Annotated in this window: 14 protein-coding genes; 7 read left to right on the forward strand and 7 right to left on the reverse strand. The window is 70.1% G+C overall.

Annotated elements, in window-relative coordinates; all coding sequences use genetic code 11:
- Positions 1-8: 8 nt before the first annotated feature.
- Positions 9-758: a TetR family transcriptional regulator gene (locus AB0C28_RS46415; RefSeq protein WP_357861734.1), complete on the reverse strand. Its 750-nt coding sequence runs from the start codon at positions 756-758 to the stop codon at positions 9-11.
- 108 nt (positions 759-866) lie between these two features.
- Here AB0C28_RS46415 and AB0C28_RS46420 point away from each other — a divergent pair, with 108 nt between their 5' ends.
- The 5 genes from AB0C28_RS46420 to AB0C28_RS46440 are packed head-to-tail and all read left to right on the forward strand — an operon-like array spanning position 867 to position 7,614.
- Positions 867-2,501 carry an ABC transporter substrate-binding protein gene (locus AB0C28_RS46420; RefSeq protein WP_358082457.1) on the forward strand — a complete coding sequence of 545 codons (1,635 nt, stop codon included), beginning with the start codon at positions 867-869 and terminating at the stop codon, positions 2,499-2,501.
- Positions 2,498-3,436: an ABC transporter permease gene (locus AB0C28_RS46425; protein WP_357861730.1), complete on the forward strand. Its 939-nt coding sequence runs from the start codon at positions 2,498-2,500 to the stop codon at positions 3,434-3,436. Before AB0C28_RS46420 ends, AB0C28_RS46425 begins: the two co-directional genes overlap by 4 nt.
- Positions 3,429-5,351 carry a dipeptide/oligopeptide/nickel ABC transporter permease/ATP-binding protein gene (locus AB0C28_RS46430; RefSeq protein WP_358082460.1) on the forward strand — a complete coding sequence of 641 codons (1,923 nt, stop codon included), beginning with the start codon at positions 3,429-3,431 and terminating at the stop codon, positions 5,349-5,351. The genes AB0C28_RS46425 and AB0C28_RS46430 overlap by 8 nt, the downstream gene beginning before the upstream one ends.
- A 35-nt stretch (positions 5,352-5,386) precedes the next feature.
- Complete coding sequence (locus tag AB0C28_RS46435; protein WP_358082462.1) at positions 5,387-6,388, forward strand: ABC transporter ATP-binding protein; 1,002 nt, start codon at positions 5,387-5,389, stop codon at positions 6,386-6,388.
- Between the two features lie 2 nt (positions 6,389-6,390).
- Complete coding sequence (locus AB0C28_RS46440) at positions 6,391-7,614, forward strand: acyl-CoA dehydrogenase family protein (protein ID WP_358082465.1); 1,224 nt, start codon at positions 6,391-6,393, stop codon at positions 7,612-7,614.
- A 65-nt stretch (positions 7,615-7,679) separates the two neighbouring features.
- Here the strand turns inward: AB0C28_RS46440 and AB0C28_RS46445 are convergent, their stop codons facing one another.
- Positions 7,680-8,063 (reverse strand): tautomerase family protein, encoded by a 384-nt coding sequence (locus AB0C28_RS46445; RefSeq protein WP_357861722.1) that lies wholly within the window; start codon positions 8,061-8,063, stop codon positions 7,680-7,682.
- Between the two features lie 60 nt (positions 8,064-8,123).
- On the opposite strand from AB0C28_RS46445, the gene AB0C28_RS46450 reads away from it, so the two are divergent.
- Positions 8,124-8,588: a helix-turn-helix domain-containing protein gene (locus AB0C28_RS46450; protein ID WP_357861720.1), complete on the forward strand. Its 465-nt coding sequence runs from the start codon at positions 8,124-8,126 to the stop codon at positions 8,586-8,588.
- A gap of 267 nt (positions 8,589-8,855) precedes the next feature.
- Here the strand turns inward: AB0C28_RS46450 and AB0C28_RS46455 are convergent, their stop codons facing one another.
- The 5 genes from AB0C28_RS46455 to AB0C28_RS46475 all read right to left on the reverse strand — a co-directional run bounded on the left by AB0C28_RS46455 (position 8,856) and on the right by AB0C28_RS46475 (position 14,014).
- On the reverse strand, positions 8,856-9,461 hold the full coding sequence (locus AB0C28_RS46455; protein ID WP_357861718.1) for a DUF6879 family protein: 606 nt from the start codon (positions 9,459-9,461) through the stop codon (positions 8,856-8,858).
- A 912-nt stretch (positions 9,462-10,373) separates the two neighbouring features.
- Positions 10,374-11,174, reverse strand: coding sequence for a polyphosphate polymerase domain-containing protein (locus AB0C28_RS46460; RefSeq protein ID WP_358082467.1), 801 nt, complete (start codon positions 11,172-11,174; stop codon positions 10,374-10,376).
- A 108-nt stretch (positions 11,175-11,282) separates the two neighbouring features.
- Positions 11,283-11,822, reverse strand: a complete 540-nt coding sequence (locus AB0C28_RS46465; RefSeq protein ID WP_357861838.1) for a DUF4956 domain-containing protein — start codon at positions 11,820-11,822, stop codon at positions 11,283-11,285.
- 111 nt (positions 11,823-11,933) lie between these two features.
- Positions 11,934-12,596, reverse strand: coding sequence for a response regulator transcription factor (locus AB0C28_RS46470; protein WP_357861714.1), 663 nt, complete (start codon positions 12,594-12,596; stop codon positions 11,934-11,936).
- A complete protein-coding gene (locus tag AB0C28_RS46475; protein WP_358082469.1) occupies positions 12,593-14,014 on the reverse strand; it encodes a HAMP domain-containing sensor histidine kinase in 1,422 nt (473 codons plus the stop codon). Before AB0C28_RS46475 ends, AB0C28_RS46470 begins: the two co-directional genes overlap by 4 nt.
- A 181-nt stretch (positions 14,015-14,195) precedes the next feature.
- On the opposite strand from AB0C28_RS46475, the gene AB0C28_RS46480 reads away from it, so the two are divergent.
- Positions 14,196-14,516, forward strand: coding sequence for a hypothetical protein (locus tag AB0C28_RS46480; RefSeq protein WP_357861711.1), 321 nt, complete (start codon positions 14,196-14,198; stop codon positions 14,514-14,516).
- The last annotated feature ends 19 nt before the right edge of the window (positions 14,517-14,535 follow it).

A 14,535-nucleotide genomic window follows, 5' to 3' on the forward strand; every position in this document is an offset into this window, starting at 1 on the left:
CGAACGCGTCACGGCCCGCCGCGAGCCGCCCCGTCCCCCGGAGCCGCCCCGTCCCCTGGAGCCGCCGCTTCCTGAGCACCGTCCCCCGGCGCGGCCTCGTCCTGAGGCCGCTCCGTGGGGGCGGCCTTGGCCGACGTGCTGCGCAGTAGCCGCAGGGCGCCGCGGGACAGGGCGGTCAGGATGTCGGCGGCCTCGTCCAGGTCGGGGTAGCGCCCCTCCAGGTGCCCCATGGCCAGCGCGTTGGTGGCCGCGTTGATGCCCTCCGCGATCATCTCCAGCCGCCGCCTGTCGCGTTCGTCGTCGGCGGTGTAGCCGAGCGCGGCCAGGTCGGCGGCGTGGTGATCGCGATGGGCCGCCGCCGTCGCCACGGCGAAGTCGCGCAGCGAGGACGAGGGGTCGTACCTGGCTCTGAGCTGGATGCGCAGCAGCTCGGGATGGCGGCAGATGGCGACCAGCGGGATGCGGAACGTGTCGCGGTGCCGTTCGAGGTCGTCGGGGGCCTCGCGGGCCTTGCGGCGGGCCTCGCGCATGGCCGCGAACAACTGCTCGCCGCCCTCGTCGGCGAGCACCCGCAGCAGCTCCTGCATGTCCTTGAAGTGCACGTAGAAGCTGGACTGCGCGATGCCGGCGGCCTTGGCGACCTTGACCGTGGACAGGCCCGCCTCGCCCTCCTCGTCCAGGATCGCCAGCGCGGCGCGGATGAGCCTGCGCCTGGTCAGATCCTTGGCCTCGCTTCTGGTCAGCGGTGTGCCCGTCATCGATCCCCCTCCCCTCGTAACGATTGTCCCGCGGCACTTGTGCGGAATTTCACCGATAGTACTATCGGTGAAATTGCTCTCGGGGGATCAGCCGGGAGGAGGGCGTGCATGAGACGCTGGAGGACGCCGGCCACGTTGGTGCTGGCCGCGACGGTGCTGCTGGCATGCAGCGGGCAACGGCCGGTCGCGGGGCCGCCGCAGTCAGGGGCGCCCGCGACAGTGCCCGTAACAGGGCCCGTGCAGGGCGGACGCCTGGTCTACGCGCTCAGCGCGGACGCCAACGGCTTCAACCCGATCACCGACCAGTTCGCGGCGCAGAGCTACAGCATGGCAGGCACGATCATCGAAGCCCTGGTGAGCGTGGACGCCGAGGGCGACTGGAAGCCGTACCTGGCCGAGTCGCTCACCCCGAACGACACCTACGACGAGTGGACCATCAAGGTCAGATCGGGTATCTCCTTCTCCGACGGCATGTCCCTGACCGGTGACATCGTCAAGGCCAACCTGGAGGCGCAGAAGAAGTCGCCGCTGACCGCGGCCGTCTTCGTGCCGATCAAGTCGTTCGAGCTGGCCGACCCCATGACGGTCAAGGTCGTGCTGAACCAGCCGTGGGTGGCCTTCCCCTACTACCTGTCCACGCAGACCGGCATGATCGTCCCGCCGGCCTCGCTGAACGACCCCAAGGCCGCCAGTCTCAAGCCGGTCGGCACCGGCCCGTTCCTCTTCAAGGAGTACGTGCCGGACAACCGCATGGTCGTCACCCGCAACCCGCGCTACTGGCGCCAGGGCCTGCCCCACCTGGACGAGGTCGAGTTCCGGATCCTGCCCGACAGCCAGACCAGGGCCCAGACCCTCGAAGCGGGCGGCGTGGACGCCATCGGCACCTCCCGCGACGAGGACCTGACCAAGTTCGGCGCGCTCAAGGACGCCTACACCATCCACCGGGCGCAGGGCATGGCCGTGGCCGAGTACATGTTCCTGCTCAACACCGAGGTGGCCCCGCTCGACGACGTACGGGTGCGCAAGGCCATGGCCCACGCCACCGACAGGAAGGCCGTCATCTCGACCCTGCGCGGCGGGCTGACCGAGCCGGCCGACGGCCCGTGGTCGAAGGACTCCAAGTGGTACGCCCCCGGCGGCTATCCCGAGTACGACCTGGCCAAGGCGTCCGCGCTGGTCAAGGAGGTCGAGGCGGAGAAGGGCCCGATCCGCTTCGAGCTGATCTCCACCCCCGACCCCAACACCATGCAGGGCGTCGAGCTGGCCCAGGACATGTGGCGCAAGGCCGGCATGGAGGTCTCGATCAAGCAGGCTGACCAGGCCGACCTGATCAACCGCGCCATCACCGGCAACTTCACGGCCACCGTGTGGACGCAGTTCTCCGCCCAGGACCCCGACGGCGAGTACATCTGGATGCACCAGGGCTACGCCAAGCCCATCGGCGCCGTCTCGCTCAACATGACCAGGCTCAAGGACGACGCGCTGAGCAAGGCGTTCGACGTCGGCCGGATGAACCCGGACGAGGCCGCCCGCAAGGCCGCGTACAAGACCGTGCAGGAACGCCTGCGCGAGCTGGTGCCCTACATCTTCGTCGACCATCTCAACACCGGCGCCATCGTGGCCAAGACGAAGGTGCGCGGTATCGGCGAGCACGTGCTGCCCGACGGTGAGAAGGGCCTGCCGCTGACCGGGTCGCCCATCCCGTACCACCCGTTCGGCCAGCTCTGGGTCAGCGAGCGGTGATCGTCCTCCACCGGCTGATCCGGCTCCTGGTGGTGCTGGTCGTGGTGACCTTCCTCTCCTTCGTCCTGCTCAACCTGCTGCCCGGCGACCCGGTCACGCAGATCCTGGGTCTGTCGGCGACCGAGGAGGCCCGCGCCCAGCTCCGCCAGGAGATGGGGCTGGACCAGCCGCTGCTGGTGCGCTACCTCGACTGGCTCGGCGGCCTGGCCACCGGCGACTTCGGCACCTCGTACATCACCCGGATGCCCGTCGGCTCCGAGCTGGCCGAACGGCTGCCCGTCACGCTGGAACTGCTGGTCGCGGCGCAGGTCATCGCGCTGGGGCTGGCGATCCCCGTGGGCGTGGCCGCCGCCCGCCGCGCGGGCCGCGCGCTGGACCAGGCGCTCACCGCGCTCAGCTTCGCGCTGCTGTCCACGCCCGTCTTCGTGCTGGGCGTGCTGCTGATCCTCGTCTTCGCGGTCACCTGGCAGGTGGTGCCCGCGACCGGGTGGACGCCCATCTCCCTCGACCTGGGCTGGAACCTCACCTCGGTCATCCTGCCCGCGGTCACGCTGGGCGCGGGGCAACTGGCGGTGTACGCGCGGCTGCTGCGTACGGACCTGATCGCCACCCTCCAGGAGGACTACATCACGCTGGCGCGCGCCCGCGGCCTGTCCCCGCGCCGGATCATGTGGCGGCACGCGCTGCGCCCCTCCGCGATCACCCTGATCACCGCCGTCGGCCTCAACCTGGGCGCGCTCATCGGCGGCACCGTGATCATCGAGACGCTCTTCGGCCTGCCCGGTGTCGGGCGGCTCATCGTCGACTCCATCTTTTCCCGCGACTACCTGACGGTTCAGGGAGGCGTCGTGCTGATCTCGGTCGGCTACGTGGTCGTCAACTTCGCGGTGGACCTGGTGTACGCCGCCGTCGATCCCAGGATCAGGCGTGCGTAGGCGGGCGGGGCTCGGCTTCTGGCTGGCGGTCGGCTGGATCGGGCTGATCCTGCTGGCCGCGCTCCTGGCCGACCTGCTGCCGTTCGCCCCTTATGACGAGACGCTCGCCGGGCCGCCCCAGTCGGGTCCCAGCGCCGCGCACCCGTTCGGCACCGACGGTCTCGGCCGCGACGTGCTCAGCAGGGTCGTGTACGGCGCCCGCGTCTCCCTCGGCGTCGGCATCGGCGCCGTCCTGCTCGGCCTGGGCATCGGCGCCCCGCTCGGCATCCTGGCCGGCTACCGCCGCAAGGCCGCGGACGCGGTCATCATGGCGGTCAACGACGTGGCGCAGGCGTTCCCCGCGCTGGTGTTCGCGCTGGCCGTGGTCGCCTTCGCCGGTGCCAACCTGCGTAACGTGCTGATCGTGCTGGGTGTGCTCGGCGTCCCCTCCTGGGTCCGGCTCATCAGGGGCGCCACGCTCACCTTCGCCGAGCGCGAGTTCGTGCTGGCCGCCCGCGTGCTGGGCACCCGCGACCGGCGCATCCTGTGGCGGGAGATCGTGCCGAACGTGGCGGTGCCGGCGGCGTCGTACGCGTTCATCGGCATGGCCGTGGTCGTCGTCGCCGAGGGCAGCCTGGCCTTCCTGGGCCTGTCCGTCCAGGCGCCCACCCCGACCTGGGGCGGGCTGATCAACGAGGGCCGCACGCTCATGGAGACCGCGCCCCACGTGGTGCTGGCGCCCTCGATCGCCATGTTCCTGACCGTGCTGTCGTTCAACCTGGTGGGCGACCGGCTGCGGTCGTTGACGGACGTCCGGGAGAGCGGTCTCGAACCGATACGCCAGGCCGCCCCCGCGCTGCCTGCCACCACGCATCCCGTCCGCGACGTCCTGCTCCAGGTGGAGGAGCTGCGCACCCACTTCGTCACGCCGCGCGGCCTGGTCAAGGCCGTGGACGGGGTGTCGTTCACCTTGGAGCGCGGCCGGACGCTGGCCATCGTCGGGGAGTCGGGATCGGGCAAGTCGATGCTGATCCGTTCCGTTCTGGGCCTGCTGCCCGGCACGTCGGTCAGGGGCGGGAACGTGTACCTGTCGGGCGACGACCTGACCTCCTACACCGCCGCCGAGATGCGCTCGGTGCTCGGGCCGCGGCTCGGCACCGTCTTCCAGGACCCGATGACCGCGCTGAACCCGGTGCGCACCATCGGCACCCAGGTCATGGAGCCGCTGCGGGTGCACATGAACCTGACCCGCCGGCAGGCCCGCGCGGAGGCCGCGGAGCTGCTGGCCTCGGTCGGCATCCCCGATCCCGTACGGATGCTGCGCCGCTACCCCCACCAGCTCTCCGGCGGGATGCGGCAGCGGGTGACGATCGCGATGGCGCTGTCGTGCCGGCCCGACGTGCTGTTCGCGGACGAGCCCACCACCGCGCTCGACGTGACCATCCAGGACCAGGTGCTGCGGCTGCTGCACCGGCAGCGCGAAGAGCGGGACATGGCCGTGGTCCTGGTCAGCCACGATCTGTCCGTGGTGGCCGGGTGGGCGGACGAGGTGATCGTCATGTACGCCGGCAAGGTGGTCGAATGGGGGCCGGCGGCCGAGGTGTTCGCGCGGCCCCGGATGCCGTACACGGAGGCGCTGCTCCAGGCGGCGCCCCGGCTGACCGACCCCGTGCACCATCGGCTCAGGGTCATCCCCGGCCGGCCGCCCGACCTGGTGGACCTGCCCGAGGGGTGCGCGTTCCGGGCGCGGTGCGCGTACGCGGACGAACGGTGCGAGGGGGAGGCGCCGCCGCTGTTCGAGGACGCGCACGACCATCGCCGCTACGCCTGCTGGCACCCGCGCGGGCGGGCCCTGGACGGGACGACGACGGCGCCGTCCTCCGACATCGCGGAAATCACGGAAGTCACGGGAGGGGCTGAGAGCGGTGGCCGATAGCGGAGGCGCTCACCTGACGGAAGGGGCTGACGGCGGTGGCCGGTAGCGGAAGCGCTCACCTGCGTCCTCGTGACGAGGTGGTGCTGCGGGTGGAGGATCTGGTCGTGGAGTTCCCCGCCGGCCGCGGCCGCACCGTCAGCGCGGTCTCCGGGGTGAGCTTCGACCTGGCGCGCGGCGAGACGCTCGGCATCGTCGGCGAGTCGGGCTGCGGCAAGTCCAGCGCGGCGCGGGCGCTCGTACAGCTCCCGCCGCCCCGCTCCGGCTCCGTACGGCTCGACGGACTCGAACTGACCGCGCTGCGAGGCGAGGCCCTGCGCAGAACCCGCCGCCGCCTTCAGATGATCTTCCAGGACCCCATCTCCTCCCTCAACCCCCGCCGCCGCGTCCGCGAGATCGTCGGCGAGGGCCCGCGCGTGTGGAACCTGCCCGGCGACCGGGTGGACGAGGTGCTGGAGGCGGTCGGGCTCGATCCGGCGACGGCGGCGGTACGGCGGCCGCACGAGTTCTCCGGCGGGCAGTGCCAGCGCATCTCGATCGCCAGGGCGCTGATCCTCGATCCCGAGGTGGTGATCTGCGACGAGCCGGTGTCGGCGCTGGACGTCTCGGTGCAGGCCCAGATCCTCGGGCTGCTGGAGGACCTCAAGGACCGCTACCGGCTCACGCTCGTCTTCATCGCCCACGACCTGGCCGTGGTGAAGAACGTCAGTGACCGGATCATGGTGATGTATCTCGGCAAGGTGTGCGAGCTGGCGCCGAGCGCCGACCTGATCGGCCGGCCGGCGCATCCGTACACGCGGGCCCTGATCGCCTCCATCCCCGGCGGCGGCCTCGACCTCCCGCCCGCCGACCAGCTCATCAGCGGCGAGCCGCCGTCGCCGGTCAGCCCGCCGACGGGGTGCCGCTTCCGTACGCGCTGCCCGCGGGCGGCGGCGCGGTGCGCCGAGGAGGAGCCCACGATCCGGCGGATCGGCGCGGACCACTGGCTCGCCTGCCATTACCCGGAGACGTCACCTGCCCCCGCTGTTCCCAAGGAGTGAGCATGGCCATCGATTTCACCCTTTCCCCCGAGCACGAGGAGATCCGCAAGCGGGTCCGCGCCTTCATCCAGGGCACGGTCGTTCCCGCCATGGAGGAGGTGCGGGAGGACGACCGCGACGCCTACCTCCGCACGATCTTCCACCTGCGCTCGCTCGCCAAGGCCGAGGGGCTCTGGCTGCCGCACATGCCGAAGGAGTGGGGCGGCATGGGCCTCGGGCACGTGGAGCTGGCCATGGTGCAGTCGGAGGCGGCCAAGACCCGCATCGGCCCGTGGGTGCTCAACTGCCAGGCGCCGGACGAGGGCAACATGCACACCCTGCTGCACTGGGCGGACGACGCGCAGAAGGAGAAGTACCTGCGCCCGCTGCTCGACGGCGTCCAGATGTCCTGCTTCGCCATGACCGAGCCCGAAGTCGCCGGCTCCGACCCCACGCTCATCCGTACGGAGGCGGTCCAGGACGGCGACGAGTGGGTGATCAACGGCCACAAATGGTTCATCTCCAACGCCCGCCGGGCCAGCTTCGCCATCCTCATCGCCAGGACGGAACAGGACGTGCCGGAGGGCTCGCGCGGGGCCAACACCGCCTTCCTCGTCGACCTGCCCAACCCCGGCTGGAACGACGTGCGCGAGGTCGAGACCATGCACGGCTCCACCGGTCACAGCGAGATCGTCATCAAGGACCTGCGCCTGCCCGGCACCGCGATCCTCGGGGGCCGCGGCAACGGCCACCGCCTGGGCCAGTACCGGCTCGGCCCGGCCCGCCTGGCCCACTGCATGCGCTGGATCTCGCAGGCGGAGACGGCCCTGGACATGATGGTCGACCGCGCGCTCAAGCGCTACAGCCACGGCTCCCTGCTGGCCGAGAAGCAGGGCATCCAGTGGCTGATCGCCGACTCGGCCATGGAGCTCTACCAGTGCAAGCTCATGGTCCTGCACGCCGCCTCCAAGATCGACAAGGGCGAGGACTTCCGTACGGAGGTGTCGATGGCCAAACACTTCGTGGCGGGCAGCCTCAACCGCATCATCGACCGCGCGATCCAGGTGCACGGGGCCCTCGGCTACTCGACGGACACGCCGCTGGCCAGCATGTTCCAGCACGCCCGCTGGGCCCGCTTCGCCGACGGGGCCGACGAGATCCATCAGATGCGCATCGCGGAACGCACGATCGCCGCCTACCAGGCAACCGGCTCCACCAGCGCCGCCACCGGCAACCTCCCCCTGTGACCCGGCACGGCCTTTCTCCGGCACGACCCCTAAAACGGCGCACCAAGCGAAGACTCCGGGTGGGGCTATTCGGGGATGATCCCGCCGAGGCCGGAGCGGCCCTCGGGCATCGCGACGAGGTCGATGCTGGTGCCGGCACGTGTCTCCGCGCCGAGGACGTCGGCGACCGCGTCGGTCAGCCCGGCGACCAGCCGGGCCGCGATCTCCTTGCCGCCGGGACGGGTCAGGGCCGCCTCGCGGATGCCGAACGTGATCGCGGCCGCGGCGTCGTCGACGACCTTGCCGCCGACGGCCCAGCGCCCCCGGGGCACGCCGTCGAGATGGACGACCACCAGGTCGCGAGCCCACTCCCCGTACACGTGAACGACGGCCTCTGTCAGCGCGGCGATCAGTTCCGGCTCGCGGCCGGACAGCTTACTCTCGGGCAGGCGTGCGGTCAGATGTGGCATGGTCGAGACCTCCGTTTGTTTGCAAAACATATTTGATAGCAAAGGTAACAGGGTGAAGAGATGAGCGCCAGTGACGGTATGACGACGGCTCAGGCGGTCCGATCGATGCTGCTGTTGATGCCCCGGCTGGTCGGGCGGGCGAAGCGGCTGCCGGTCCCGGCCGCCCTGCGCGGGCTGGACCTCGCCCCCCGGCACCTCGCCCTGCTGGCCCACCTGCAGTACGAAGGCCCGCTGACGGTGAGCCAGCTGGCCGAGCGCCTGGAGGTGGCACACACCACTGTCAGCCTCATGGTCGGTGACCTGTCCCGGCTCGGCGTACTGACCAGGAAGGAGGACGACGCCGACCGGCGCCGCAGGATCGTCGCGATCGCCCCTGACTACGCGGCCCCGATCACCGAGTGGCTCTCCGGCAGCGCCGCCGCGTGGACGGAGGTGCTGGCCGCGCTCACCCCCGCCGAACGAGCGACGATCGTGGCCACGATGCGCGCCTACGAGGCCGCCCTGGACGAACACTCCGGCACCTGATCTGGAGGCACGGCGACGGGCACGACTGCGGGCACGGCTGCGGGCACGGCTGCGGGCACGGCTCAGCCCCCGGTCGTGGACCGAGGGCTGAGGATCGGGGACCGAGGGCTGAGGATCGGGGGCCGAGGGCTGAGGATCGGGGGCCGAGGGCTGAGAACCGGGGGCTGAGCGGCGGGGGCTGAGCGGCGGGCTTGACGGTCTGGACGCGGTCAAGGAGCGGTCAGGACTTGGGGCCGGCGCAGGCGAACAGCGCAACCAACCGCCCCCTCAAACGGTCATCCGCGGGGCGGGCAACGGCACGATCTCCCGCTCGTAGTAAGCCCGGAACTCCTCCCCCGCCGCGAACATCTTGTCGAGCTCCCCCCGGCAGGCCGCGATCACCTCCCGATCGTCGATCCGCCGCGCCCCGCTGTGCCGGCCCGACGCGTCGTACGTCACCTCGTACATGGCCACCGTCCCCAGCACGACCAACTCCGGCAGCCTGCGACCGACCTCCTGCTCGGCCACCTCACCGGCGTCGAGCACCCGCACCTGCTCAGCAGCCGCCTCTCTCAGCGCGAGTACGTGCATCTCCCACTGCACGTACGGCGTGACGGGCTGCTCCACGATCCTTATCCGCCGCCGGGAGAACCGCTCAACCCGGCCCTCGCCCTCCCCCGCCACACCGCGTCCCCCGTCGATCAACTTCATCGACCGATCCCAGTCGCCTTCCAGCATCGCGACCCAACCAGGCTCGTTCGGCTCACGAAAGCTCTGCACCCGTTCGAGTTTCCAGAAAACGTCATCAATCTTCCGGAAATTAGGCCAGAAATCGTCAAGATACTCATCCGCACTCAGCAAGACACCCGGTATCTCATGAATGCGCTCAAGCATCAGCTATTTCCCTTTTGCCCCGAAAGCAGCGCGTTCCGCAATCCAACCAACCAAGCCCGCCCCCGTCGGCCGGCAAGCACATCCAGCAGCAACCGCCACTCATCATCACTGCCCAAGTCCCTGCCTATCACCATGCCATCCCACTTGTCGAGTTTCCCCAGCCCAGACCGGCACGGTCCGGTATCTCCCCTATCAAGCAACACCAGAGAAGCAGCAAAGCACAACAACTACTCACCAAAACAGACCACTCACCCCGCAATTCTCCAAACGGCCAATCCACTCACCACTCACGATATCCACCCCACCTCTCCGCACTACGGATAACGAGGCGAGGGACCTCGGCCAAGGCGACCGGCGAGACGGCGGAACGGCGGGATGCAAAGGCGCCGCGGTCGGCAGGGCTGAGGGCGGGACGGCGACCCTGCAGGCAGCAGACAGTGGCCAGTCGCCAGTCGCCAGTCGCCAGCGGGCAACGGACAACGGGCAGCGCGTGAAGAGCAAGGCGCTAAGCCGGCCAGCAGCGCAGGCCGAGCTGCCAGCGGTCGACCGGCGGTCGACCGGCGGAGATCACGACGGCAGGCGCTGCCACGGAGAACAGACGATCGGCGGGTTGCGGCGCTGCGAGCAGACAGTGCACTGCGGCCAGCAGGACGCTGCACGCTGAGACCGGCAAAGAGCAGAGCGGGACGGCGGGCCTTGCGGCCAGCGGGGCGCAGGACGCTGAGTCGGGCGGGGAACAGGACGGTGAGTGGCGGTGACCCTGCGATCGGCGAGGGTGGGCGGCCGACGAAGAACACAACGGTGGGCACCACACTCAGCGAAGAACGGGTGGTCGGCCTACAGCACCACAGCAAAGCCCGCACCCGACCATCAACAGACGACCGCCGAACAACACGACGACCAACCCAGCACTCAACCGACAACAAGCGACCGGCGGGGAGCGGGGCGGTGGGCCAGGTAGCGGTGCAGGATGGGGTGCCAGTGGTTGGCCGGTAAATCGCGGAGTGCGGCGACCGCGAGGCAGTATTTGCTCACGCTGACCGGACGCACCCCCATCCGGCGCAGCAGCGTGTCGATCATCGCCTTCCCGTCCGCCGACTTCGACTCCAGCAGAACCAGGTCACCTCGAGCCGGAGTGCTGCGCGACCCGTCGTGGCACAGCAGGCTGGTGTCGCAGGTGAGGCGGGCCCCGCCGGACCGGTCGATGAGCGTCACCCGCCTGTAGTCGGTGGCCAGCACCGGCTCCAGTGTCTCGGGCGTGATGAGCCGCAGCTCACTGAGGAGCGTGTCGCGGACGAAGTCGAGTGCCTCCTCCGTGAGCGCCCCGCTGGGCGCCCCGTCGTAGGGAATGCGATGTTTGTCCGTGCTGCCCCGCGCGCCGCTGAGCTTGAGCTCCAGCCAGCGGCCACCCCCGTCGAGGTAGGTCCGGGTGCGGAGCTTGAACCTGCGTCGCCTGCCTTGCCGGTGCTGGCGATAGGTGAGGAGGTCGGGGGTGTCGAAGTAGGTCGAGGTGTAGCGGAACTGCCGCCGCCCGCCGATCCGCAGCACACAGAGCCGATCCCCCGCTTCGGCCGCGAGCCGAGCCATGGTCGACGCCGTCACGATGTATTTGCAGTCGACCCGGCTCATCAGCTCCGGCACCTCCTCCAGCCCGATCGGCGGCACCCCGGCCGCAACCCCGGCCAGCAGCGCATCGGCATATGACTCACCCATCACCACGCCCCCTTCCACATTCGCGCCTTACTCGTCCCCGCGTCCCGACATGCGCGCCTTACTCGTCCCCAGGCCCCCGTATCCCCGCCCGCACACCCGGCTCATCCATCAACGGACCCTCACCTTGGCGTTCGAGGCCGTGTAACGTACGTCCACCACGGTCACGTCGCGGACGTAATCGACCTGGGTGACCACGCAGTGCAGCACCCGCCCCCGCAACCGGCTCTCCAGGTCCAGTCGCAGCGCGTCCGGGTCGGTGTGCACCACGTCGAGGGTCACCACCTGGTGGCGGGTCTGGCCGAGCAGGCCGGGGTGGTCGGCGAGGTACATCACCACCAGCAGCACCCCGTCGAGCAGCAGCGCGGTCAGGGGCCACGCGCCGGCGATGCCGTTGACCAGGCCCAGCACGATCGCGACGAAGTAGTAGGCGATCTCCTGCTGCGTGATCTCGCTCGATCTGAGCCGGATGATGGACAGCACGCCGAACAGCCCGAAACCGACGGCGATGTCGACCCGCTGCACCAGCAGCAGCGACACGACCGCGAAGATGCCCACGTTGAGCGCTATGTAGGCGAACAGCAGATCACGCCGATGATGGCGCCGATAGTAGAGGCCGTAGGCGAGCGCGATGATCGCCACGAGGTCCATCACGAGTCCGGTCAGCAAGGCCGCTCCTTTGGTAGTGCCCTCGGTGAACAGCTGGTGGTGCTCTTGGTGAACAGCTTGTCGAGGCGGGGTGAGGCGGCGGTGAGGTGACGATTAGGAGACTCTCATCCGGTAGCCGGTGCCCCGGACGGTCTCGATCCGGTCCGCGCCGATCTTGCGCCGCAAGTAACGCACATAGACGTCGACCACGTTGGAGCCGGGGTCGAAGTCGAAGCCCCACACGTGGCTGAGCAGTTGCTCGCGCGTCAGCACCTGGTCGGGGTGGCGGCAGAAGATCTCCGCCAGCGCGAACTCCCTGGTGGACAGGTCCACAGCCCGATCCCCGACGTAGACCCGCCTGGTCCGCAGGTCGAGCGAGAGGTCGGCGACGCGCAGCACGGTCACCTCGGGTGTGCGGTCGGCCCGCAGCCGCAGCCGCACCCTGGCCAGGAGCTCCTCGAAGGCGAAGGGCTTGGCGATGTAGTCGTCGGCGCCGCCCTCCAGGCCCGCCACCGTGTCGCTCACGCTGTCGCGGGCGGTCAGGATGATCACCGGGATGTTCACCATCGCGCTCCGCAGCCGCCGCAGCACCGTGAACCCGTCGCTCAACGGCAGCCCGATGTCGAGGATGAGCAGGTCGAACCCGCCCGCACCGGCCAGGTCGTAGGCCGCGACCCCGTCGCCGACCACGGCCGTGACGAAGCCGTTGGCCCGCAGTCCCTTCTCCACGAAGGACGCGATTCTGGCCTCGTCCTCGGCGATCAGGATCCGGTTCAATGCAGCCTCCACAACTCCCACATGGGCAGGGACATGACAAAACAGGCTCCGCCGCCGGGAGCGTCCGTCACTTGCACGGTGCCTCCGTGAGCCTGGGCGATGGATCTGACGATGGCCAGGCCCAGGCCGGCCCCGTCGGGAGCGCCGTCGGAGGTGCCGGCACGGCCCGCGCCGCGGACGAACCGGCCGAAGATCCGCTCCCGCTCGGCGGGCGGGACTCCGGGGCCGCTGTCGCGTACCCACAGCTCGACCCGGCCGTCGCGGACGGCGGAGCCGACGGCGATCAGGTCGTCGTCGGCGGTGTGGCGCACGGCGTTGGCCACGAGCTGCATGAGCGCCTGCGTGAGCCGGTGGCGGTCGGCGGGCAGGCGGGCCTCGGCCACCTCGTCGACCCGCCAGCGGCGGGGGCCGAGCGCGCGCGCCTTGGCGACCACGCTGACCGTGAGATCGGCCAGCTCGACGTTGTCGAGCGTGAGGAAGCCCGGCTGCTCGGCCTTGGCCAGGATGAGCAGGTCGTCGACGATGCGGTTCATCCGGTCGAGCTCGTCGGTGACGAGCGCGAGGGTCTCGGCCCGCTCGCCGGGGTCGTCGCCCATGAGCTCCAGGTGGCCGCGGATGACGGTGATCGGGGTACGCAGCTCGTGGCCGGCGTCGTCCATGAAGTGCCGTTGCACGACGAAGGCCCGTTCGAGCCGGTCGATCATGTGGTTGAACGTCCCCGCCAGCGCCGCCACGTCGTCGTCGCCGGGCACCGAGAGCCGGCGGGTGAGATCGGTGGAGTCGCTGATCTGCTCCGCCGTCATCCGCACCAGCCGGATGGGCGCCAGCACCCGCCCCGCCACGAACCATCCGGCCGCCCCCGCCAGCCCCATCGCCGCCAGCGCGGACAGCCCGAGCACACGCACGGCGTCGACGATCTCGTCGCGGTGCAGGTCGTAGAAGATCGCCACCACGAGGTGCCCCTGGCGGGGATCGCCGGCCACGGTGACCGGGATGACGGCGTACTGGACCGTTCCCTGCGTGGTCTCCAGCGCCGCGCGGACGACCCTGGTCGCGGTGGCCATCCGGGCGACAAGGGCGTCGTCGCCGTCGATGGGGACGGGCGGCGGGATGAAGGTGGCCTTGCTGGCCTTGCCGTCGATGATGGTGAAGAAGGTCTCCCAGCGGTCGGGGGCGTTGAGACGGAGATAGCCGGTGAGCAGCTCGTCGACGTCGGTCACCCGCTCTCCTGACCCGGGGTCGAGCGCACTGCCGGCGTAGATCCTGAGCTTGTGGACCTCGTTGCGCAGCTCGGCGGAGATCCGGTCGTCGAGCCGGGTGAGCAGGACGGTCCAGGTCGCGAAGATCGCCACCGACAGGGCGAGGCCCACGACGGACAGCATCCAGCCCACGATCCGGGCCCGGGCGCTCACCCACATGCGCCCGCCCCATCAGTCATCGCCGTCATCGTCGCCACCATCGTCGTCATCATCGTCGCCGCCCCCAGGTCTGGGCGCGGGCGGCTCGACCGGCTCGGCCCTCGACCTGCGCACCGTGGACCGCCCGCTCCTGCTCTCCTCACCCGAAGCCGTCGCCGTAGCCGAGGGGGTAGCGGTAGGCGTGACCGTCGTCGTGGCCCTGGCGTCGCCCGAAGGCCGCACGCTCCTTCCGTCGGAAGGCTCCGCGCTCCTTCCGTCCGCAGGCAGCGAGGACGAGGGTGAGGGCGTCCCCGTACGCCGGCCCGGCGAGGAGGACGGCGACGGAGAGGACGAGACCACGATCGGCCCGCCCAGATCCGGCCCCACCTCGGCCGCCCGCACCAGCTGTATCGACATGAACCCCGCCGCCGCCACCCCGAGACCGAGCAGGATCACCGCTCCCCGATGTTTCATGAGCATGACCCTGTCGTCCTTCGAGGAGACCACGCTGAGGCACAGATGAGAAACCTCTCATCTGAAAG

The sequence above is a fragment of the Nonomuraea sp. NPDC048892 genome (assembly GCF_040649735.1).
Lineage (GTDB): Bacteria > Actinomycetota > Actinomycetes > Streptosporangiales > Streptosporangiaceae > Nonomuraea > Nonomuraea maheshkhaliensis.